The sequence below is a fragment of the Microbacterium hydrocarbonoxydans genome (assembly GCF_011752045.1).
Classification (GTDB): Bacteria; Actinomycetota; Actinomycetes; order Actinomycetales; family Microbacteriaceae; genus Microbacterium.
The window spans coordinates 421,293-440,865 of the sequence record NZ_JAAKXW010000003.1; the positions used below are offsets into that span (position 1 = coordinate 421,293).

The 19,573-nt window shown below is 71.5% G+C and carries 21 protein-coding genes; 9 read left to right on the forward strand and 12 right to left on the reverse strand.

Features of this window, described 5'->3' with window-relative positions:
- Positions 1-129: 129 nt before the first annotated feature.
- Positions 130-849: a helix-turn-helix transcriptional regulator gene (locus G6G98_RS12995; RefSeq protein WP_084788448.1), complete on the forward strand. Its 720-nt coding sequence runs from the start codon at positions 130-132 to the stop codon at positions 847-849.
- Between the two features lie 132 nt (positions 850-981).
- On the opposite strand, the gene G6G98_RS13000 is transcribed toward G6G98_RS12995, so the two are convergent.
- The 6 genes from G6G98_RS13000 to G6G98_RS13025 all read right to left on the reverse strand — a co-directional run bounded on the left by G6G98_RS13000 (position 982) and on the right by G6G98_RS13025 (position 7,711).
- Positions 982-1,902, reverse strand: a complete 921-nt coding sequence (locus G6G98_RS13000; protein WP_164234052.1) for a glycine betaine ABC transporter substrate-binding protein — start codon at positions 1,900-1,902, stop codon at positions 982-984.
- Positions 1,895-2,848 (reverse strand): ABC transporter permease, encoded by a 954-nt coding sequence (locus tag G6G98_RS13005; protein WP_164234051.1) that lies wholly within the window; start codon positions 2,846-2,848, stop codon positions 1,895-1,897. The genes G6G98_RS13000 and G6G98_RS13005 overlap by 8 nt, the downstream gene beginning before the upstream one ends.
- Positions 2,845-4,152: a quaternary amine ABC transporter ATP-binding protein gene (locus G6G98_RS13010; RefSeq protein WP_067356729.1), complete on the reverse strand. Its 1,308-nt coding sequence runs from the start codon at positions 4,150-4,152 to the stop codon at positions 2,845-2,847. The genes G6G98_RS13005 and G6G98_RS13010 overlap by 4 nt, the downstream gene beginning before the upstream one ends.
- Before the next feature lie 306 nt (positions 4,153-4,458).
- The gene (locus G6G98_RS13015; RefSeq protein WP_164234050.1) at positions 4,459-5,661 is read right to left on the reverse strand and encodes a class I SAM-dependent methyltransferase; all 1,203 of its coding nucleotides are present in this window, start codon (positions 5,659-5,661) and stop codon (positions 4,459-4,461) included.
- A 26-nt stretch (positions 5,662-5,687) separates the two neighbouring features.
- Positions 5,688-6,419, reverse strand: a complete 732-nt coding sequence (locus G6G98_RS13020; RefSeq protein ID WP_067356732.1) for an IclR family transcriptional regulator — start codon at positions 6,417-6,419, stop codon at positions 5,688-5,690.
- Positions 6,420-6,427: 8 nt separating this feature from the next.
- Positions 6,428-7,711, reverse strand: a complete 1,284-nt coding sequence (locus G6G98_RS13025; RefSeq protein WP_067356735.1) for an alanine racemase — start codon at positions 7,709-7,711, stop codon at positions 6,428-6,430.
- Between the two features lie 124 nt (positions 7,712-7,835).
- Here G6G98_RS13025 and G6G98_RS13030 point away from each other — a divergent pair, with 124 nt between their 5' ends.
- The 6 genes from G6G98_RS13030 to G6G98_RS13055 all read left to right on the forward strand — a co-directional run bounded on the left by G6G98_RS13030 (position 7,836) and on the right by G6G98_RS13055 (position 11,902).
- Positions 7,836-8,744, forward strand: coding sequence for a sugar kinase (locus G6G98_RS13030; RefSeq protein ID WP_084788449.1), 909 nt, complete (start codon positions 7,836-7,838; stop codon positions 8,742-8,744).
- A gap of 23 nt (positions 8,745-8,767) precedes the next feature.
- Positions 8,768-9,388 (forward strand): bifunctional 4-hydroxy-2-oxoglutarate aldolase/2-dehydro-3-deoxy-phosphogluconate aldolase, encoded by a 621-nt coding sequence (locus tag G6G98_RS13035; RefSeq protein WP_208321492.1) that lies wholly within the window; start codon positions 8,768-8,770, stop codon positions 9,386-9,388.
- Positions 9,385-9,792 carry a rhodanese-like domain-containing protein gene (locus G6G98_RS13040; protein WP_067356738.1) on the forward strand — a complete coding sequence of 136 codons (408 nt, stop codon included), beginning with the start codon at positions 9,385-9,387 and terminating at the stop codon, positions 9,790-9,792. Before G6G98_RS13035 ends, G6G98_RS13040 begins: the two co-directional genes overlap by 4 nt.
- A gap of 141 nt (positions 9,793-9,933) precedes the next feature.
- Positions 9,934-10,311, forward strand: a complete 378-nt coding sequence (locus G6G98_RS13045) for a GntR family transcriptional regulator (RefSeq protein WP_067356741.1) — start codon at positions 9,934-9,936, stop codon at positions 10,309-10,311.
- Complete coding sequence (locus tag G6G98_RS13050) at positions 10,308-11,216, forward strand: ABC transporter ATP-binding protein (protein WP_067356743.1); 909 nt, start codon at positions 10,308-10,310, stop codon at positions 11,214-11,216. Before G6G98_RS13045 ends, G6G98_RS13050 begins: the two co-directional genes overlap by 4 nt.
- Positions 11,216-11,902, forward strand: coding sequence for a hypothetical protein (locus tag G6G98_RS13055; RefSeq protein ID WP_164234049.1), 687 nt, complete (start codon positions 11,216-11,218; stop codon positions 11,900-11,902). Before G6G98_RS13050 ends, G6G98_RS13055 begins: the two co-directional genes overlap by 1 nt.
- 251 nt (positions 11,903-12,153) lie before the next feature.
- Here G6G98_RS13055 and G6G98_RS13060 read toward each other — a convergent pair whose 3' ends face one another.
- The 6 genes from G6G98_RS13060 to G6G98_RS13085 form a co-directional block, all read right to left on the reverse strand.
- Entirely contained in the window at positions 12,154-12,930 is a 777-nt protein-coding gene (locus tag G6G98_RS13060) for a DeoR/GlpR family DNA-binding transcription regulator (RefSeq protein WP_067356749.1), read from the reverse strand.
- A 2-nt stretch (positions 12,931-12,932) separates the two neighbouring features.
- Complete coding sequence (locus G6G98_RS13065) at positions 12,933-13,772, reverse strand: class II fructose-bisphosphate aldolase (RefSeq protein ID WP_067356752.1); 840 nt, start codon at positions 13,770-13,772, stop codon at positions 12,933-12,935.
- Positions 13,769-14,782 (reverse strand): 1-phosphofructokinase family hexose kinase, encoded by a 1,014-nt coding sequence (locus G6G98_RS13070; RefSeq protein ID WP_084788450.1) that lies wholly within the window; start codon positions 14,780-14,782, stop codon positions 13,769-13,771. The genes G6G98_RS13065 and G6G98_RS13070 overlap by 4 nt, the downstream gene beginning before the upstream one ends.
- Entirely contained in the window at positions 14,779-15,804 is a 1,026-nt protein-coding gene (locus G6G98_RS13075; protein ID WP_164234048.1) for an ROK family protein, read from the reverse strand. The genes G6G98_RS13070 and G6G98_RS13075 overlap by 4 nt, the downstream gene beginning before the upstream one ends.
- A gap of 24 nt (positions 15,805-15,828) precedes the next feature.
- On the reverse strand, positions 15,829-16,725 hold the full coding sequence (locus tag G6G98_RS13080; RefSeq protein WP_164234047.1) for an SIS domain-containing protein: 897 nt from the start codon (positions 16,723-16,725) through the stop codon (positions 15,829-15,831).
- An 86-nt stretch (positions 16,726-16,811) separates the two neighbouring features.
- Positions 16,812-17,798: an N-acetylglucosamine kinase gene (locus tag G6G98_RS13085; protein ID WP_166706102.1), complete on the reverse strand. Its 987-nt coding sequence runs from the start codon at positions 17,796-17,798 to the stop codon at positions 16,812-16,814.
- Between the two features lie 86 nt (positions 17,799-17,884).
- Here G6G98_RS13085 and G6G98_RS13090 point away from each other — a divergent pair, with 86 nt between their 5' ends.
- Entirely contained in the window at positions 17,885-18,814 is a 930-nt protein-coding gene (locus G6G98_RS13090; RefSeq protein ID WP_164234045.1) for a MurR/RpiR family transcriptional regulator, read from the forward strand.
- A complete protein-coding gene (locus G6G98_RS13095; protein ID WP_067356764.1) occupies positions 18,814-19,566 on the forward strand; it encodes a sugar isomerase domain-containing protein in 753 nt (250 codons plus the stop codon). Before G6G98_RS13090 ends, G6G98_RS13095 begins: the two co-directional genes overlap by 1 nt.
- Positions 19,567-19,573 lie beyond the last annotated feature (7 nt).

Here is a 19,573-nt window from a genome sequence, read left to right on the forward strand (position 1 = left end):
TGCTGGGTGATGTTCGGGTCGGTTTCGGGCCGGTGACCTGTACGGATCGTCCCGGTGGAGCTAAGATAGCAGCGAATTGAACAGTCTGTCTACGTTCTGAATTTTTTGTTCAAGGAGGAGGTCGGGTCGATGACGCCCACCGCGACCGAGGAAGCCGCCGCAGCTCTCGCCGAGGAGATCGCTCGCGACACCTACGAGAGCGCAGAGGAGGTGCTCCGGCTCTACCGCCCCGTATTGCGCGCGATGGCCACCGCGGCCGGGCCCACGGTGGAGGTCGTGCTGCACAACCTCGACGGCGCCGACGTCGACCTGGGGCACACGATCATGGCGATCGAGAACGGCCACGTCACCGGCCGCGCCGTGGGCGGCCCGTCCACGTCGCTCGGCCTCGATGTGATGAGGAACCGCCAGAAGAACCACGACGCGTTCGGCTACACGGCCTACACGAGCGACGGCCGCGAGCTGCGCTGCTCGTCGGTCTACTTCCACAACGCCGCCGGCGACGTCATCGCCTCGCTGTGCATCAACGTCGACCTCAGCCCGCTGCAGCAGGTGCGCAGCACCCTCGAGGCGCTGCTGCCCGCCCCGACGACGACCGAGAACGCGCCCCGCGAGCACTTCGGCTCCGACCTCGTCTCGGTGATGGACTCGATGATCAGCGACGCCATCCGCGAGATCGGCCGCCCGGTCGAGAACATGTCCCGCGACGACAAGATCGCCGTGCTCGAGCGTCTCGACCAGCGCGGCGCGACGCAGATGCGCAAATCGGTCGAGGCGATCGCGAAGCGGCTCGGGATCTCACGGGTCACGGCGTACTCCTACCTCGACGAGGCGCGCAGCCGGGGCTGAGCCTTCACCGGTCGTCGAGCGAGGGAGCGCAGCGACCGAGACGAAACGCCCCGTGATCCCGGAACCGTGTCACGACGGGCGTTTCGTCTCGCTTCGCTCAACGACCGTGGTCGAGCGTGGACGCAGATGCCGTCAGCCGACCACCCAGTCGAACTCGTCGCCGTGCTCCTCGAGCCACGCGTCGACGGCATCCGCCTCCCGGCCCTCGCCGTACTCGTTGACGACGAGGTCCTCGAGCGAGCCGTACTGCTCGTCGTCCAGCACGATCTGCTCGATCAGCGCGGCGGCATCCGGGAACTCGTCCGCGAACCCGGCCGTGCCGAGGAAGTGCAGGCCCTCCGACTCGCCCATGGCGCCCTTCGGGTCCTCGAGATCCTTCACCGCGAAGGCCTCGTTGGCCCAGAACGGCCGCCACAGCGTGACGACGATGTCCTCCTGCTTCTCGGTCGCCGCCTTCAGCTCGGTGAGCATCGCGGCGGTCGACGAGGTGACCGGCTGGTACTCGCCCTCCAGCCCGTAGGCGGGGAGCATCTTCTGCGTCTGGGAGGTGAGCCCGGCACCCGGCTCGATGCCGATGATCCGTCCGTCGAACCGGGCGCCGGCGCCGGCGAGGTCCTCGATCGAGTCGATGTCGGAGTACTCCGGCACCGCGATGGTGAGCTTCGCGTCGTCGTAGTAGGTGCCGAGATCCTCGATGTCCTCGCCGTAGGTGTCCATGTACTCGGCGTGGGTGATCTCCGGCCAGGCCGACGGGAACACGTCGACGTCGCCCTGGGCGAGGCCGGTGTACAGCGGCCCGGCCTCGGTCAGCGTCTTCATCTCGACGTCGTACCCGAGCTTCTCCAGCTGGTCCTGCAGGAGGTACGCGGTGCTCAGCCCGTCGGTCCAGCTCGGCAGGAAGCCGAGGGTGATGGTGCCCTTGTCACCGCCCCCGACGGAGCCGCCGCCGGTGAGCCCGGTGGTGCCGCCGGCGCCGTCCGTCGCGCAGCCGGCGAGGGAGAGGGATGCCGCGACGCCCGCGGCCGCGATCGTGAGGATCCTGGACTTACGCATTCTGCAGCTCCTTCTCCTCGGCCTTGGCGACCGGGGTGTCGATCACCGGGGCGGATGCCGCTGCGGCGGCGCGCCGCGCGGCGCGGCGGCGGGCGAGCATCCCGAGCAGGGACGCCGGATTGCGGCCCAGCGTGCCGAGTGCGGCGGTCACCCGGTCGAGGAACACCGCGATGAGCACGACGCCGAGTCCGGCCTCGACGCCCTTGGCGATGTTCACGGTGGAGATGGCCTCGACGACCATCTTCCCGAGGCCGTCGGCGCCGGCCATGCCGGCGATGACCGCCATCGACAGGGCGAGCATGATGACCTGGTTGACGCCGGCGAGGATCGTCGGCATCGCGAGCGGGAGCTGGATGCCGCGCAGGATCTGTCCCGGCTTCGCACCGAAGGCCTGCCCGGCCTCGACGATCTCGGAGTCGACGCCGCGGATGCCGAGCTCGGTGAGGCGCACGCCAGGGGGCAGCGCGAAGATCACCGTGGCGACGAGCCCCGGGACCACGCCGATGCTGAAGAACACGATCGCGGGGATCAGGTAGACGAACGCGGGCATCGTCTGCATGAAGTCGAGCACCGGCTTCAGCACGGCGCGCACCGTGGCGTTGCGGGCCGACCAGATGCCGAGCGGGATCGCGATGAGCACGGCGACGAGCGCCGCGACGAGCACGAGGGCGAGCGTCTGCATCGCGGGGACCCAGAGCCCCATCGCGACGATCAGGCCGAACGACACCACCGTGCCGATCGCGAGCTGCCAGGAGCGCACGAACCACGCGATGAGCGCGGCGACGGCGATCACGACGAAGAAGTAGGGCAGCAGGAGCAGGAACGTGAGGCCGTCGACGAGGAAGGTCACCGCGAACGAGATCACGTCGAGCGCGCCGGCGAGGTTGTCCTTGATCCAGTCGACGGCGGTCGCGACCCAGGTTCCGAGGGGGAGCTGGAAGCTCATCGGGCCACCTCCCCGGGAACGCCGGTGCCGACCGGCGGCTCGGCGGTCCACCCGTCGTCGAGCACGGCGTCGATCTCGGCCTGCGGCATCGGCTGCAGCGGCAGCGTGAGCTCGCCGGTGGCACCCGGGCCAGGGCCGAGCGCGGCGAGCAGCGTGACACGGGGGATGACGCCGACGAGTCGGCCCTCGGCATCCGTCACCGCCAGGGGCACCGGCGACTCGACGGCCGGGATGAACAGGTTCATCAGGACCTCGTTCTCATCCACCGCCAGCGGCACGGGCTTGAGGATCGAGGCGAGCGTCGTCTCGCCCTTGCGCACGAGCTTGACGGCATCCCGGTCTGTGACGATGCCGACCAGCTTGCGGTCGCGGCCGACGACGTAGGTCGCCGACATGTACGCGTCGCGCATCTGGCGCAGTGCCGTGCGCGGGCCGGCGGTGTCGGCGACCACCGGGCGCGGGCGCTCCATGACGTTCGCGGCGGTGAGCACGCGGGCGCGGTCGACGTCCTGCACGAACTGCTCGACGTAGTCGTTCGCGGGGTCCGTGAGGATGTCCTCGGGGGTGCCGATCTGCACGATGCGGCCGTCGCGCATCACGGCGATGCGGTCGCCGAGGAACATGGCCTCGTTGAGGTCGTGCGTGATGAACACGATGGTCTTCTGCAGCTTCTCCTGCAGCTCGAGCAGCTGCTCCTGCATCTCGCGGCGGATCAGCGGGTCGAGGGCGCTGAACGCCTCGTCCATCAGCAGGATGTCGGTGTCCGCAGCGAGCGCCCGGGCGATGCCCACGCGCTGCTGCATGCCGCCGGACAGCTCGGACGGGAGCTTGTCGCCCTGACCGGCGAGGCCGACGAGGGCGAGGATCTCCTCGGCCTTCGCGAGTCGCTGTGTCTTCCCGACGCCCTTGAGCTCCAGCGGGTACGCGACGTTCGCGGCGACGGTGCGGTGCGGCAGCAGCGCGAAGTGCTGGAACACCATCGAGATGCGGTCGCGGCGGATCTCCCGCAGCCGCGACGCGGGCACGCCGGTGATCGGGTCTCCGGCGACGAGGACGGATCCGTCTGTCGCCTCGTGCAGTCCGTTCAGCATGCGGATGATCGTGGACTTGCCGGAGCCGGACAGCCCCATGATCACGAAGATCTCGCCGCGGTTGACGGTGAAGCCGGCGTCGATGACGGCGGCGGTTCCCGCGTCGGCGACGGCGGTGCGGCTCTCACCGGCCTTCAGCCGGCGGACGGCCTGGTTCGGATTCCTCCCGAACACCTTGTACAGATGGCGCGCTTCCAGTGCGATTTCGGACACGTTTCCCCCGCGGCTCGCCTCATGGGCGAGCCCGCTTCGGTTACGCCCGGGTGACGTTCACGAGGCCGTTTCGAGAGCATGCTGTGGCGGCACTGGCAGCGGATTTCGGATCCGCCGCAGAGAACATCGACCGTACGTCCACGCCTCTTCGCAGCTCAGCTCATCGAAAGAAGGACGTGGCCGCGGACTGGTCTTCGGGCCGTCAGGCCCTCAACCCAACCTAACGAAATGGCTGATCAGGGGCAAATCCATGAACCCGCGCCAGATCCGGTTTCCGCGGCTGACCGGGGGATTGGACGGGCCCGCTCAGCGGCGGACGCTGCGCATCACGGTGAACTTCGGCGTGCGCGCGAGCTGCTCGGTCGGCCCGATCAGGCGGGTCAGCTCCGCCCGGTAGCCGAGGGCGGAGTTGTACACCGTGAGAAGCTCTCCTCCGGGGCGGAGCAGTCGCGCCGACGCCTCGAACAGCCGGGTCGCGGCCCCCGTGTGCACGCTGCTGCCGAGGTGGAACGGCGGGTTCAGCAGCACGAGATCCGCGCTGCCCTCGGCGAGCTCCGAGGCGGCGTCGTCATGCATCACCGTGACGCGGTCGGCGACGCCGTTCGCGGCCGCCGTGGCCCGCGCGGATGCCGCGGCCGCGGCCGACCGGTCGGTGGCGATGACGCGTGCTTCCGGGTGGGCGAGCGCGTACGAGACGGCGAGCGCGCCGGTGCCGCAGCCGAGGTCGACGACCGTCTCGGCGGCGTTCACAACTCCACAAGAACTCCGCCCCGCGGCCCCGTCCGGCCCCGGAACAGCCGCACACGACCCGTTCTTGAGGAGTTGTGAACCGCCGAGGCCGAGCACATCCAGCAGGACGCGGGTGCCGATGTCGAGCTTCGCACCCGCGAACGCCCCTCCGTGCGCCACGAGCGTGAGCCCGTCGTGCTGCGCGGTCACCGGGAACGGCGGGCCGGCGGGAACGGGCAGCGGCTCGGAGGCGATCACAAGACGTGACTTCCGCTCCGCGCGCTGCGCCTGCACCCGCCCGAAGCTCCGGCCGAGCACCTCGTTCTGCGCAAGGGTCATGTGCTTCACCCGGCCCCCGGCGACGAGCACCGCGTCGGGCGCGGCCCAGCGGGCCACGGCATCCGCGATCTCCTCGAGCTCGGCGAGCGCCTTCGGCAGCTGCATAAGCACGAGCCGGGCGCCCTCGAGCAGCGAGCGGTCGAGTTCGTGCGCGGAGAAGCCCGCGAGGCCCAGCTCCGCGGCGTTGCTCGCGAGCGCCCTGCGCCCGGTGGCAAGGTCCTGATGCACGCGGATGCCGGCGAGCCCGGCATCCGTCAGCGCCAGCGTGATCGCGCCGTACTCGTCCCCGATGACGGCGACCTCCGCCCCGCTTATGCCGTGTTCTGCGGCGAGGGCGAGACCGCGATCGACGAGGAGGACGTCGGTGGCGTCGTGCGCCTGGAGGTTCGGGGCCTCGACGTCGGGCCGGCGGCGCAGACGGTCGTAGGGGAAGTCGGGCACCACCCCAAGATACGCGTCCGCCGGCGTCAGCCGACCTCGCGGGCGATGCGGGCCGCCGTGCGCTGCAGCAGAGGGATGCGGTGCTGCAGCGCCTCGAGGTCCTGCACCATGCGGAACGCGGTGAGGGAGAGCGCGCCGAGCACACCCACCGAGCTGCGGATCGGCACGGCGACGCAGTTCACGAAGTCCTCGAACTCGGCGTCGTCCACCGCCCACCCCCGGGCGGAGATCATGTCGAGCTCCGCGTCCAGCGCGGCCCTCGAGGTGATCGTGCGCGCCGTGTGCGCCTTCCAGTCGGTGCCGGCGAGCACGGCATCCCTGCGGGACTCGTCGAGATCGGCGAGGATCGCCTTGCCGACGCCGGTGCAGTACGGCAGCACGCGCGAGCCGATGCGCGAGTACATCCGCACTCCGCCCTGGTCCTCCACCTTGTCGACGTAGACGATGGTGTCGTCGATGAGCGCGGCGACGTGCAGGGTGTTGCCGACGACCTCGTGCAGCTCCCGCACGTGGGAGGATGCCGCCTGCCGGAGGTCCAGGTTCTCCAGGGCGATCTGCGCGAGCGAGACGAGGTGGAAGGCGAGGACGTAGGCGCCGTCGGCACGTCGGCGCGCGTACCCGACGTCCTCCAGGGTCTGCAGCTCCCGGAACATCGTCGAGCGGTGCAGCCCGAACTCCGCCGCGAGCTCGGCCACGGTCTTCGGCCGCGCCGCGATCGAGTCGAGGATGAGGGCGGCCCGCCGCACGCTCTGCGACATCGCGCGGCCTAGAAGAAGGTCCGCACGAGCTCGACGACCCGGTCGTCGTCCTGCGAGGCGACCACGGGCAGGAAGTGCCACTTGTCGAAGGCCGTGCAGGGGTGCGAGAGGCCGAGTCGGACGACCTCGCCGATGCGCGCATCCGCCTCCGCCGGGCGCAGGAACGTGTGCTGGTCGTTCATCGCCGACACCGTCGCGCCGGGGAGCGGCTGGAGCGGGGCGCCGAGATCGGCGGCGACGCCCTGCGGCTCGGGCAGGCCCTCGTCGAACGGGAAGTCGCGCTTGCCTCCGTCGAGAAGCGCGAGCCCCGGCTCGGGGTGCGACACCACGCGGGCATGGCCGTGCATGGCGGAGCGGAGGACCCCGTGGTCGCCCTCGTAGCCGGCGTCCAGCGGGGAGATGCCGCGGTAGAAGCCGTCGTCGTGCACGATGTACGCCCCGGAGCGCAGCGTCCACCGGGTGCGGTCGTCGCGGGCGACGGCATCCGCATAGACCTCGGCGACGAGATCGAAGTAGGCGCTGCCACCCGCGGTGACGAAGACGTCGCCCTCGTCGTCGTACAGCTCGGCGAGCGCCTCGTGCACGACGAGCTGCTGCTCCAGGTATCCGCGCACCGCGGCGAGCGCGACCGGCGAGCGGTCATGGCCGAGCGCGCCCTCGTAGCCGGAGACGCCGGCGAGCCGCAGGACGTCGGATGCCGCGATGAGCCGCGCGATCTCCAGGGCCTCCTCGACGGTGCGGGCGCCGGTGCGCCCTCCCGCCGCGCCGAGCTCGACGCAGACGTCGACGCGCCGCGGGACGCCGGTCTCGCGCAGGGCCGACTGCATCCGCTGCACCGTCTCGACCGAGTCGGCCCAGGAGACGAACCGGAAGTCGGGATCGGCGAGCTCGCCCGCCAGCCAGCGCAGCGAGCGGGCGTCGACGACCGCGTTCGCGAGCATGATCTCGTTCAGCCCGAAGGTGCGCGCGGTGCGCACCTGGCCCATGGTGGCGAGGGTGATGCCGGGGCATCCGGCATCCAGCTGGCGCTGCCAGAGCGCCGGGGCCATCGTCGTCTTGCCGTGCGGCATGAGGCTGAGTCCGCGGGAGCTCGTCCACTCCGCCATCACGGCGAGGTTCGACGTCATCGCGGCGTCGTCGAGGGCGATGATCGGCGTCCAGAACTCGGACAGGCGAGGGCCGGACGCGAGGAACTCGTCGACGGTCAGGCCGATCGCGCGTTCGGGGATGCCCTTGTCGCGGGCGGTGAGGCGCTCGGCGCCGAGTCCGTCCAGCATGAGCCGCTGTGCCATGGGGTCCTCCTGGTGCTCGATCGATCCGCGGGGCGTCTGCGTCGAACCTACCCCCTGTCGTGGCACTGTGCATATGCTGCAACGCGCGTTGCGGATGCTGCGCACCCTCGTCATCATGTGAGTCATGGACACTCCTGCCCCCGCCCTGATCGCCCTCGGCGAGACGATGGTGCTGGTCACCCCGCGCGACGCGACGCCGCTCGCCGACGCGGAGGACGTGCGGCTGAGCATCGGCGGCGCCGAGTCGAACGTCGCCGCCCACGCCGCGGCTCTGGGACAGCGCACCGCCTGGGTCAGCGCGCTCGGAGACGACGTACTCGGCCACCGCGTGCACCGCGCGATCACCGGGCAGGGGGTCGACACCCGATGGGTGCGCTTCGACCCGAATGCCCCCACCGGCGTGTACTTCAAGGACCCCGGCCGCGGGGTGCTCTACTACCGCGCAGGGTCCGCGGCTTCGCGGATGACCGCGGAGAGCATCGCCGACGTGCCGCTCGAGCAGACGACGATCGTGCACGTCTCCGGCATCACCCCCGCGCTCTCGGCCGGCTGCGCGGCGATGATCGACGCCGTCATCGCCCGGGTCGCCGCGAGCGACGCCGCGCTGAGCTTCGACGTGAACCACCGGGCCGCCCTGTGGCCGGCATCCGAGGCCGCCCCCGTGCTGCTCGACCTCGCGAACCGCTCGGACATCGTCTTCGTCGGCCTCGACGAGGCCGAGACGCTCTGGGGCACGAAGACCGCCGAGGATGTCCGTGCGCTCGTCTCCGCCCCCGCCCGTCTCGTCGTGAAGGACGGCGACGTCGGGGCGACCGAGTTCTCCGCCGACGGCGCCGTGTTCGTGCCGGCGATCAAGACCGAGGTGGTCGAGGCGGTCGGTGCCGGCGACGCCTTCGCGGCGGGATACCTCGCGGGGCTTCTCGCGGGAGACGCCCCGGCGGAGCGCCTGCAGGGCGGGCACCGCCGGGCGCACCTGGTGCTGCAGTCCACCGACGACGTGGTCGGGGTGGACGTGACGGATGCCGCGGAATGACCGCGGACACTGACGAAAGAGGGATGACGATGGACAACTCCGGTTTCGAGGAGCTCTTCGGCGGCGCGCAGCTCATGGCGATCCTCCGCGGCATGGGTGCGGAGAGGAGCCTCGCCGTCTCGACCACGGCCTGGGACCTCGGCATCGACGTGGTCGAGCTGCCGATCCAGACCGAGGAGGATCTCGAGGCGCTGCGGGTGGTCGCCGCGGCCGGCCGCGAACGCGGGAAGATCGTCGGAGCGGGCACCGTCGTGTCCCCGGAGCACGTGGCGCAGGCGGCGGACGCCGGTGCGGTGTTCACCGTCAGCCCCGGCCTCGATCTCGAGGTCGTCCGCGCCTCGCACGATGCGGGGCTGCTCAGCATCCCCGGCGTCGCGACCCCGAGCGAGGTGCAGCTGGCGCTGAAGTCCGGGCTGACCTGGCTGAAGGCGTTCCCGGCATCCGTGCTCGGCACGCAGTGGCTCTCCGCCATGCAGGGCCCGTTCCCGCAGGCGAAGTTCGTCACCACCGGTGGCATGAACGCCCAGAACGCGGGCGACTACCTGCGCGCCGGAGCCCGGGTGGTGGCCGTCGGCTCAGCCCTCGAGGACCCGGCGCAGCTGCCGCTGCTCGCCGCGCTCCTCGACCCCGAGCGCCGGCCGTGACCGACCTCGAGGCCCGTCTCGCCCACGTCGACGCGCGACTCGCCTACGAGATCGACGTGGTGGCGGCGTCGCAGGCGGTGACCGAGGGCTGGGCCGTGCTCGTCGACACGCGACGGCAGGAGTCCTGGGACCACGGGCACATCGCGGGCGCGCTGCACCTGCCGAAGGCCGGGCTGGACGCGCGGATCGACGAGCTCCCCCGCGACCGCACGCTCATCGTGTACGGCTGGGGCCCCGGCTGCAACGGCGCCACGACCACGGCCCGGATGCTGCTCGCCGCCGGCCTCGACGTGCAGGAGCTGCTCGGCGGCTACGAGTACTGGGTCCGCAACGGCTTCGAGACGGAGGCCGGCGGGGTCGTCAGCCGGCAGGCGCCGGACCCGCTGGTCACCGCGGAGCACTGACGCGCCGCGGCATCCGGCGCATGCAGAAGAGCCGCCCTCCCGAGCACCTCGGAGGGCGGCTCTTCTGCATGCCCTTGACACGACCCAGGTTCCATGGTTACTTAGTCGAGTAAGTAACCAATTAACCACCGCGGAGGACTCGTGATCGAAGAAGGCAAGCCGCTCTTCCTCCAGATCGCCGAGCAGATCGAGGACTCGATCCTCGACGGATCGCTCGCCGAGGAGGCGCAGGCGCCTTCCACGAACGAACTCGCCGGCTTCTACCGGATCAACCCCGCCACCGCGGCGAAGGGAGTCGCCATGCTCACCGACAAGGGAGTGCTGTACAAGCGCCGCGGCATCGGCATGTTCGTCGCGACCGGCGCCAGGGAGACGCTCCTCGGGGAGCGCCGCGCCGCCTTCGCCGACCGCTACATCGAACCGCTCCTCGCCGAGGCCCGCACGCTCGGCCTCGACGCCGCCGACCTCGCGGCGCTGCTCGCCGAGCGCGCCGCCCGCACAGAAGGGAACCCCGCATGACCGCAGTCATCGAGGTGCAGCACCTCACCAAGCGCTACAAGGAGAAGCGCGCGCTCGACGATGTGTCCCTCCGCATCGAGGGCGGCGCGATCTACGGCCTGCTCGGCCGCAACGGAGCGGGCAAGACCACGCTCATGTCGATCCTCACCGCGCAGAACTTCGAGACCTCGGGCACGGTCAGGGTGTTCGGCGAGCATCCCTACGAGAACGCGCAGGTGCTGAACCGCGTGTGCTTCGTGCGGGAGAGCCAGAAGTACCCCGACGACGCCACCCCGCGACATGCGCTGGCAGCGGCCCGCCTGTTCTTCCCGAACTGGAGCCAGGAGCTCGCCGACGAGCTCGTCGCGCAGTTCCAGCTGCCGATGAAGCAGCGCATCAAGAAGCTCTCGCGCGGACAGCTCTCGGCCGTCGGCGTGATCATCGGCCTGTCCTCGCGCGCCGAGATCACCTTCTTCGACGAGCCCTACCTCGGTCTCGACGCTGTCGCCCGGCAGATCTTCTACGACCGCCTCATCGAGGACTACGCCGAGCACCCTCGCACCGTGATCCTGTCCTCCCACCTCATCGACGAGGTCGCCAACCTCATCGAGAAGGTCATCGTGATCGACAACGGCCGGATCATCCTCGACGAGGACACGGATGCCGTGCGCGACCGCGCCGTCACCGTCGTCGGCGACGCCGCCAGGGTCGACGCCTGGGCCGACGGCCGCGAAGTGCTGCATCGCGAGGCGCTCGGGCGAGTGGCCTCGGTCACCGTGCTCGGTGCGCTGTCGGCTGCCGAGCGGGCGGAGGTCACGGCATCCGGCCTGGATCTCGCCCCCGTCTCACTGCAGCAGCTCATCGTGCGATTGACGCAGAAGGCGGGCGCCGCGGCGCCCGAGACCGAGAAGGAGGAGGTGCGCTGATGCGACGCACACTGAACGTCGTCCGCCTGCAGCTGATCAACCGGCAGACCTTCATCTGGGTGCCGCTCATCATCATCGTCGGCGCCACGCTGCTCTCGGTGGTGGTGTACGCGCTGATCCCTGTGGACACGCCGAAGTACGGCGGCGCCGGCCAGGCCCCGCTCTGGTACTTCTTCGCCATCGGGATGTCGGCGATGACCCTCACCTTCCCGTTCTCGCAGGCGATGAGCATCACGCGGAGGGACTTCTTCCTCGGCACCATGCTCACCGCCGTTCTCGGCGCCGTGCTCATGGGCGTCGTGTTCGTCCTCGGCGGTGCGCTCGAGCTCGCCACGAACGGCTACGGCGTGAACGGCTACGTGTTCCACCTGCCGTGGCTGTGGGAGGCGGGCCCCTTCGGCGCGTTCCTCTCGGCGTTCACCCTCGCGCTCTTCTTCTTCGTGATCGGCTTCACCGGCGCCACGATCTACAAGAGCTGGGGCCCGCTGGTGCTCACCATCGTCAGCGTGGCGCTCGCGGTGCTGCTCGTCGGGCTGATGTACCTCGCCACGCGGCTCGAGCTCTGGGGCGCGGTCGGCGACACGATCGCGGCACTCGGCTCCGTCGGACTCGCCCTCTGGGGCCTGGTCGGCGTCGCCGTGCTCGCGGGCGTCTCCTTCCTCGCCTTCCGGAGGGCCATCCCGTAGGCAGAGTCCGCACGACGGATGCCGTCGCCGCATGCACCGTGCGGCGACGGCATCCGCGTCTTCAGGCGTTCGTCGCCAGGGATCCTTGTCCGCCGTCGCCGCTCGCCCCTCCCCGCTGTGCGGAAAGTCGGACTCTCCGCACGGCACGCCGCCTCAGACGGACACCGCGGCGGCGTGTCGGCCCGGAACTCCGACGTTTCGCACGCGTACGCGACGGTGCGCCGAGGCTCGGGCGTCTCCGCAAGCCCGCGTCAGGCGAGAAGCACCTCGTACCCCGCAGCGCGGAGCGCATCGATGGCGGCGGCATCCGCGCCGTCATCCGTGATCAGGGTCCGGAACAGGTCGGCCCCGCCCACTGCGGTGAAGGCCTCCGCGCCGAGCTTGCTCGAGTCGGTCACCACGACCGCACGACGTGCGCGCTCGGCCATCATCCGGTTGACCGCCGCCTCGCGCTCGTCCTGCGTGGTGGCGCCGGCCACGGCATCCATGCCGTTCACGCCGATGAAGGCGATGTCGAGACGCACGCCGCGCAGCAGCTGCTCGACGAAGGGACCGACGAGCTCGTAGCTGCGGGAGTGGATGACACCCCCGGTGACCACGACCTTGATGTCGGGCCGGGTGGCCAGCTGGGCGGCGATGTTCACGGCGTTCGTGACCACGGTGATGCCGCCGCCGACGGCGAGGTCCTCCCGTGCGGCGAGCGCGGCCGCGATGGCCGTGGTCGTAGTGCCGCCTGAGAGCCCCACGACCATGGACGGCGTGACGAGCGATGCGGCGATCTGGGCGATCGCCTCCTTCTGCTGCGTCCGGAGGTGGCTCTTGTACCGGATGGGGAGCTCGTAGGCGACGGCCTGGGCGACCGCGCCCCCGTGCGTGCGCGTGAGCAGGCGCTGCTCGGCCAGGCTGTCGAGGTCGCGCCGGGTGGTCGCAGGCGATGCTCCGAACCGCTCCACGAGCTCCTCGACGGTGACCTCGCCGGAGGAGGCGAGCAGGTCGAGGATCGCGTTCAGCCGCGCGGCACGCTTCATGCCTAAGACTCTAGGGCGAACAGGCGCAGCATCCGTGCGGCCTCTCCGGCGAGCGCCTCACGTGCGGGCTTCAGGTACTTGCGGGAGTCGACGAGCCTGTCGTCGGCGGCGAGGGTCTCGCGGATCGCCCGCGTGAAGAAGCCGTTCAGGTGGGTGGACACGTTGATCTTGGTCATGCCCGCGCGCACGGCGTCGGCGATCACTGCGTCCGCGACCCCCGAGGACCCGTGCAGCACCAGAGGTATGCCGAGAGCGGCATGAAGCCGCGCGATCAGATCGAGGTCGAGGGACGCGGAGCGGTCGAGCATCGCGTGGGAGGACCCGACGGCGACGGCCAGCGCGTCGACTCCGGTGGCCTCGACGAAGGCGCGCGCCTCATCGGGATCGGTGCGGACGCCCGGCGCATGGGCGCCGTCCTTGCCGCCGACCTCGCCCAGCTCGCCCTCGACGTACACGCCGGCCGCGTGCGCTTTCGCGGCGACTGCGGCGGTGAGCGCGACGTTCTCCTCGTAGGGCAGCGCTCCGCCGTCGAACATCACGGAGCCGAAGCCGAGGGCGATCGCCTCCTCGACGAGCTCGGGCCGCTCGGCGTGATCGAGGTGCACGGCCACCGGCGTCTCCGCACGGCGGGCGACGGCGAGCGTGGCCAGGGCGATCGGCTCGAGACCTCCGTGGTAGTCGGCGCAGTTCTGCGAGATCTGCAGGATGACGGGGAGGCCGGCGAGCGCGGAGGCGCGCACGAGCCCCTCGGCGGTCTCGAGGTGGATCACGTTGAACGCGCCGATGCCGGTGCCGCGGGCGGCGGCATCCGTGACGAGATCGCGGGCGGAGACGAGGGTCATTCGGGGTCCTTCGGTTCGTCGGGGGCCGAGACGGCATCCTCGGCGTGAGACACCACGCCGGCGCCGGCGTCTCGCGCGGCACGTGGTCTCTCGGCCGGGTACGGGCCGACCACGAGGGCGGCTTCGAGGTCGGGCCAGGTCGGGGAGATCTCGCCGGCGAACGGCATCAGCACCGCGGCCGCCGACCAGGCGGTGGCGCGGCGCAGCACCGTCGCGGGATCGCCCACGCCCTCGGCGAGGAGCACGGCGCAGGCCGCGACGCCGGCGTCTCCTGCACCCGTCGGGTTGCCGGCCAGCGGGCTGCCCAGGCGTGCGTGGACGACCTCGGATGCCGTCACCGCCAGCATCCCGTCTGCGCCGAGGGAGAGCAGCACGAGCTCGACGCCGCGGTCGATCAGCGAGCGCGCGCCGGCCACGGGGTCGGCGATGCCGGTCGCCTCGGCCAGCTCGGCGGCGTTGGGCTTGAGGACGGATGCTCCGGCATCGGCCGCGCGCAGCAGAGCGGGACCGGAGGTGTCCACGATGACGGGCACCCCCGCATCGCGCCCCACCCCGATGAGGATCGGCAGCAGGGTGTCCGGGGCGCCGGGCGGCAGGCTCCCCGAGATGACGAGCACCCGGGCGCTCGGCAGCCGGTCGACGACCTCGGCGAGCAGGGCCGCCCATTCGGCATCCGACGGGTTGACGCCGCGCTCGTTGACGACGGTGGTGTCGCCGAGGTGCTCGTCGACGATCGCGACGCTCTGCCGCGTCGCGCCCGCGACCTCGATCAGGGCGTTCGGCACACCGGATGCCCCCAGCTCGGCGGCGAACTCGATGCCCGTGCGGCCGCCCACGGTCGCGATGGCGACCACGTCGGCGCCCTGAGCGTGCGCGACGCGTGCCACGTTGAGGCCCTTGCCGCCGGCGCGTGCGGCGCCGGCATCCGCCCGATGCGTCTCACCCGGGACGAGGCGGTCGACGTGCCAGGTGAGGTCGAGCGCGGGATTCGGGGTGACGACGAGGATCACGGGAGCTCCTTCGCGGCGGCCACCTGGTCGCCCGTCAGCTCCCGCGCACGCAGGGCAGCGCCGATCAGGCCGGCGTTGCCGGAGAGCTCGGCGGGGACGAGCTCCGGGAGGCGGTGGAAGCTCATGCGCGCGGCCAGGCGCGTGCGGAGCTCGTCGAAGAGCGCACCGCCGGCACGGGACAGCCCGCCGCCGATGACGACGGCCTCGGGGGCGACGACCGCGGTGAGCTGGGCGAGCGACATCGTCAGGGCGTCCAGGGCCGAGTTCCAGATGCCTGCGGCGATGTCGTCGCCGGTGGCCGCGCGCGCGATGACGTCCTTCGCGCCGTCCGGCGTGATCCCGGTCGCCTCCCGGTAGCGGCGCGCGATGGCCCCGGCGGAGGCGACGGCCTCCAGGCAGCCGCGCGCGCCGCAGGCGCACACGGGTTCGTCGGCGATCGGCGAGTGGCCGATCTCCCCCGCGTAGCCGCCGGCCGTGTAGGGCTCGCCGCCGACGAGAAGCGCTCCGGCGACGCCGGTGCCGATCACGAGCACGACGGAGTTCGCGTAGGCCCGCGCCCCGCCGAGGCGGTGCTCGGCCCAGCTCGCCGCGCGGACGTCGTGGTCGAACGCGACCGGGAGTCCGAGCTTCGCGGCCGCGAGGTCGCGAAGGGGGGAGTCGTGCCAGCCGAGGTTGCTGGCGAAGACGCCGAGGCCCGCCTCCGCGTCGACGATGCCGGGCACGACGAGCCCTGCCGCCTGCGGGACGACCCCGGGATGGTCCGCGAGCAGTTCGCCGGCGAGCACGCCGAGACGCTCGATGAGCACCTCGGTGCGGTCGCCGTCCGCCACCGGAGTCGGCGTGCGCCGGAGTCCGAGCGCGGTGCCGTCGGCATCGAACAGCGCCGACTTGATGTCGGTGCCGCCCACGTCGAAGGCGAGCACCGGGGCGCCGGCGCCGAGCGCGCGGACCTCGGCGAGGCGCTCCCCGGAGGCGTCCTTCACGACGTCGGGCACATCGCCGGGGTCGTCAGGCGTGGTCATCGGCCGGTCCGTCCGCGTTCCGGGTCATGCGTCCAGGATGACGGACCGGGTGAGGTTGCGCGGAAGATCCGGGTCGAGCCCGCGCGCCACGGCGCGGTCGAGGGCGACGCGGTGCAGGCGGACGAGGTCGGCCATCGGGTCGACCGGATGCTGCACGAAGCGCGCACCGGTGGCCTCGACCTGCGCGGCCAGCCCCTCGGGCGCCTCTCCGAACTGCCAGGTCACGCGGCCGGGGGCGGCGATCGCGATCGGGCCGTGACGGTACTCCATCGACGGGTACGACTCGGTCCACGACTGGGAGGACTCGCGCATCTTGAGGGCGGCCTCGTGCGCGAGGCCCACGGTCCAGCCCCGGCCCAGGAACGTGTACTGCTCGGCGTCGCGCAGCTCGGCGTCGTCGGACGCGGCGAGGACGGCCGTCGCGTCCTCGATCGCACCCGTGAGGTCCTCGCCGAGCGCGGCGCGGAACAGGGCGAGTGCGGTGGTCGCGAAGCGGGTCTGCACGACCGACTTCTCATCGGCGAAGGGCAGCAGCACGGCCTCGTCGACGAGGGAGACGAGCGGGGAGTCCGGGTCGCCGATCACACCGACGGTGGGTACCCGGCCCTTGATCCGGTCGACGAGTTCGAGGACCTCGGTGGTGGTGCCGGAGCGGGTCAGCGCGACGACCGCGTCGTAGTCCCGGTCGACGAAGGACTCGGATGCCGCGAACGCGTCGGTCTCGCCGAGGCCGGCGGACTCCCGGAGAGCGGCGTACGACTGCGCCATGAACCAGGACGTGCCGCAGCCGACGACAGCGATGCGGGCACCCGCGGCCGGGAGCAGGCCCTGCGCAACGCGCATGTCTGCGGCGGTGGCCCAGGTCTCGGGCTGCGAGGTCAGTTCCGCACGCATGTGCGCGCCGGGCTGCGGTTCGGTCATTCGAGGACCCTTCCCAAATCAGGAGTGATTGTTTATGCTCACATATCGTGCAGATCAATCAGATTCTAGCACTCGCTCGACGGAGATCAACGGAGACGTCGCACCCCGTCAGCGAGCGTCGCGAGCAGCTCCGCCGACGGCGGGACTCCGCCCGCGCGCAGCGCGAGCAGGGCGGCGCCGACCGCGCCGTCCGGCACCGAGCGCAGCTCCAGACCCTGCGCATCGTCACCGAGCCGACGCAGGAAGGAATCCCTGACCAGTCCCTCGCGCGACAGCACTCCGCCGCCGATCACCAGCGGCCCCGGCAGGGTCAGCACCGACAGGAGGGTGTCGGCGAGGTGCTCTCCTGCTCGCCGCTGGATGCGCGCCGCGACAGGGTCTCCGTCGATGAAGGCGAGCGGCGCGAGGTTCGCGAGCTCGACGGGCGGGCGCGCGTACAGCGCCCTCACGATCTGCTCGAGCGCGCGCGGGCGGCCGGCACCGCCGGCGGACTCCGCCCCGAGACCGAGATGATCGAGCAGCCCTGGGGTCATCGCGGTGAACGGTCCGGTGCCGTCGAGGTCCTGCACGACGGCGCGCGCCACGCGCCGGCCGATCCAGAAGCCGCTGCCGCGGTCGCCGAGCAGCCAGCCCAGGCCGTCGCCCGCCTTCTCGATCACGCCGCCGCCGACGCGGATGACGCAGGCTCCCGTGCCGGACACGATCGCGTAGCCGAACTCCTCCGCGGCACCGCTGCAGTAGGTGGCCAGCAGGTCGGCCTCGAAGGTGAGCCGGCCCGTGAACCCTTCGGCCCGCAGCCGTTCGAGCAGCCATTCCTCGTCTCCGCCGGAGACGCTGTGCCCTGCCATGGCGGCCGTGACGACGGACACTTCGGACAGCGCGCATCCGGCGGCGTCCAGCGCGACGCCGATCGCCTGCATCACCCCGTCGGCCGCCCCGTCGCGGCCCGCCGAGATCGGGTTCCCCCGGCCGCCGACGCCGTAGCCGAGACACTGCCCCCGGGCGTCGGCGAGCACCGCCCTGGTCGAGGTGCCACCCGCGTCGAGACCCAGCATCCTCATCTCGTGACCCATTTGTTATGCGTCCTAACTTGACCTATCATCGGGGCGAGAATAGTTTTCATCCCAATGGAGTTCTTCCCGAACGAAAACTGGAGGCAATGGTGCCACGCAGTCTCGACGGCGGCAACGGTGCGGTGATCGGCCGCATCGTGGCACGTCGGCGCTCCATGCCGACAGCGATGGCGCGGATCGCCGAACTGGTGATCTCCATGCCGAGCACTCCCGTCGAACTGAGCATCACCGATCTCGCCGAGCGAGCCGGCACCTCTCCGGCGACGGTCACCCGGTTCTGCCGCACGCTCGGCTTCGACGGCTACACCCAGTTCCGCGTCGCGATCGCCTCCGAGCTCGGCCGCGGCGGCCCCGACGGCAGCTGGCGCACCGACATCGGCACCGAGTTCGGCCCCACCGACTCGCCCGACAAGGTGCTGCGGACCCTCCTCAACCTCCACGTCGTCAGCCTCGAGACCACCGCCGCCTCGATCGACCTGGCCGCCGTGGGCCGCGTGGCGCAGGCCATCGCGGACAGCCGGCACATCGACCTCTACGGCGTCGGCGGCAGCGCCGTGGTCGCGACGGAGCTGCAGCGCCGGCTGCACCGCGTGGGGCTGAACGCGCACGCCTGGTCGGACACGCACGACGGGCTCGCCAGCGCCGCCCTGCAGGACGAGTCGTGCGTCGCGATCGGCATCTCGAACACCGGTCAGACGGACCAGACCGTGCAGATGCTCATGCAGGCCGGTGCGACCGGAGCCCTGACCGTCGCCATCACCCACGACGACGCCAGCTGGATCGCCGATGTCGCCGACATCTCGCTGACCACCGCCGAGCCCGTCGCCTACCTGCGCCCCGACGACATGTCCGTCCGCCACACGCAGTACCTCGTGATCGACCTGCTCTACCTGCTCGTCGCGCAGCAGATGTTCGACCAGGCGGCGGCGAATCTCGCCGCGACCGCCGTGGCCGTGTCCGCCCACCGCCGCCCGCGGAATCCCGCGGCGCGCCCGACGCTCTCCCAGGGGGCCTGATGAGCGCACAACCCTCCGACCTCCTCCGCGAGGCGACCACCCGGCTCGAGCGACTCTCCGCCGAGGCCGAGGCCGGCGCCCTCGACGGCGCGATCGAGCTGCTCGTCGGGGCCCTCGACGCCGGCGGGGTCATCCACGCCTTCGGCACCGGTCACTCCGAGGCGTTCGCGATGGAGATCGCCGGCCGCGCCGGCGGTCTGATCCCCACGAACCGCTTCGCCCTGCGCGACATCGTCATGCACGGCGAGCGCGAGGTCGACGTGCTCACCGGCTCCCTCGAGCGGGAGCCCTGGGTGGTCGACGAGCTCATGGCCACGGTGCCGGTCGGTCCGGACGACGTCTTCACGATCGCCTCGAACTCGGGCGTGAACGGGTCGATCGTCGGCACGGCCCTGTGGGCGAAGGAGCGCGGTCACCGCGTGATCGCCGTCACCAGCCTCGAGCACACGGCGCGGGTCGAGCCGAAGCATCCGTCCGGGCTCCGCCTCAGCGAGGTGGCCGACGTCGTCATCGACAACCTCGCCCCCTACGGGGACGCCACCCTCGAGGTCGCCCCCGGGATCGCCGCCGGAGCGATCTCGTCGATCACCGCCGCCTTCATCGCGCAGCTGCTCACGCTCGGCGTCGCGCGCACGATCGCCGCGCGCGGAGAGACGCCGCCGATGTACATCTCCGCGAACATCCCCGGCGGCGACGAGCACAACTCCGCTCTGGAGGACCGCTACCTCGGCCGCATCCGCCGCGGCGCCTGAACCCCCG

Bases quoted from the DNA above. Each gene is read 5' to 3' on its own strand.
- G6G98_RS12995 (WP_084788448.1), top strand. From the start codon at position 130: ATGACGCCCACCGCGACCGAGGAAGCCGCCGCAGCTCTCGCCGAGGAG.
- G6G98_RS13050 (WP_067356743.1), top strand. From the start codon at position 10,308: ATGACCGCAGTCATCGAGGTGCAGCACCTCACCAAGCGCTACAAGGAG.
- G6G98_RS13000 (WP_164234052.1), bottom strand. From the start codon at position 1,902: ATGCGTAAGTCCAGGATCCTCACGATCGCGGCCGCGGGCGTCGCGGCA.
- G6G98_RS13025 (WP_067356735.1), bottom strand. From the start codon at position 7,711: ATGGCACAGCGGCTCATGCTGGACGGACTCGGCGCCGAGCGCCTCACC.
- G6G98_RS13090 (WP_164234045.1), top strand. From the start codon at position 17,885: ATGGTGCCACGCAGTCTCGACGGCGGCAACGGTGCGGTGATCGGCCGC.
- G6G98_RS13095 (WP_067356764.1), top strand. From the start codon at position 18,814: ATGAGCGCACAACCCTCCGACCTCCTCCGCGAGGCGACCACCCGGCTC.
- G6G98_RS13035 (WP_208321492.1), top strand. From the start codon at position 8,768: ATGACGATGGACAACTCCGGTTTCGAGGAGCTCTTCGGCGGCGCGCAG.
- G6G98_RS13030 (WP_084788449.1), top strand. From the start codon at position 7,836: ATGGACACTCCTGCCCCCGCCCTGATCGCCCTCGGCGAGACGATGGTG.
- G6G98_RS13055 (WP_164234049.1), top strand. From the start codon at position 11,216: ATGCGACGCACACTGAACGTCGTCCGCCTGCAGCTGATCAACCGGCAG.
- G6G98_RS13005 (WP_164234051.1), bottom strand. From the start codon at position 2,848: ATGAGCTTCCAGCTCCCCCTCGGAACCTGGGTCGCGACCGCCGTCGAC.
- G6G98_RS13080 (WP_164234047.1), bottom strand. From the start codon at position 16,725: ATGACCGAACCGCAGCCCGGCGCGCACATGCGTGCGGAACTGACCTCG.
- G6G98_RS13085 (WP_166706102.1), bottom strand. From the start codon at position 17,798: ATGGGTCACGAGATGAGGATGCTGGGTCTCGACGCGGGTGGCACCTCG.
- G6G98_RS13075 (WP_164234048.1), bottom strand. From the start codon at position 15,804: ATGACCACGCCTGACGACCCCGGCGATGTGCCCGACGTCGTGAAGGAC.
- G6G98_RS13020 (WP_067356732.1), bottom strand. From the start codon at position 6,419: ATGTCGCAGAGCGTGCGGCGGGCCGCCCTCATCCTCGACTCGATCGCG.
- G6G98_RS13065 (WP_067356752.1), bottom strand. From the start codon at position 13,772: ATGACCCTCGTCTCCGCCCGCGATCTCGTCACGGATGCCGCCGCCCGC.
- G6G98_RS13060 (WP_067356749.1), bottom strand. From the start codon at position 12,930: ATGAAGCGTGCCGCGCGGCTGAACGCGATCCTCGACCTGCTCGCCTCC.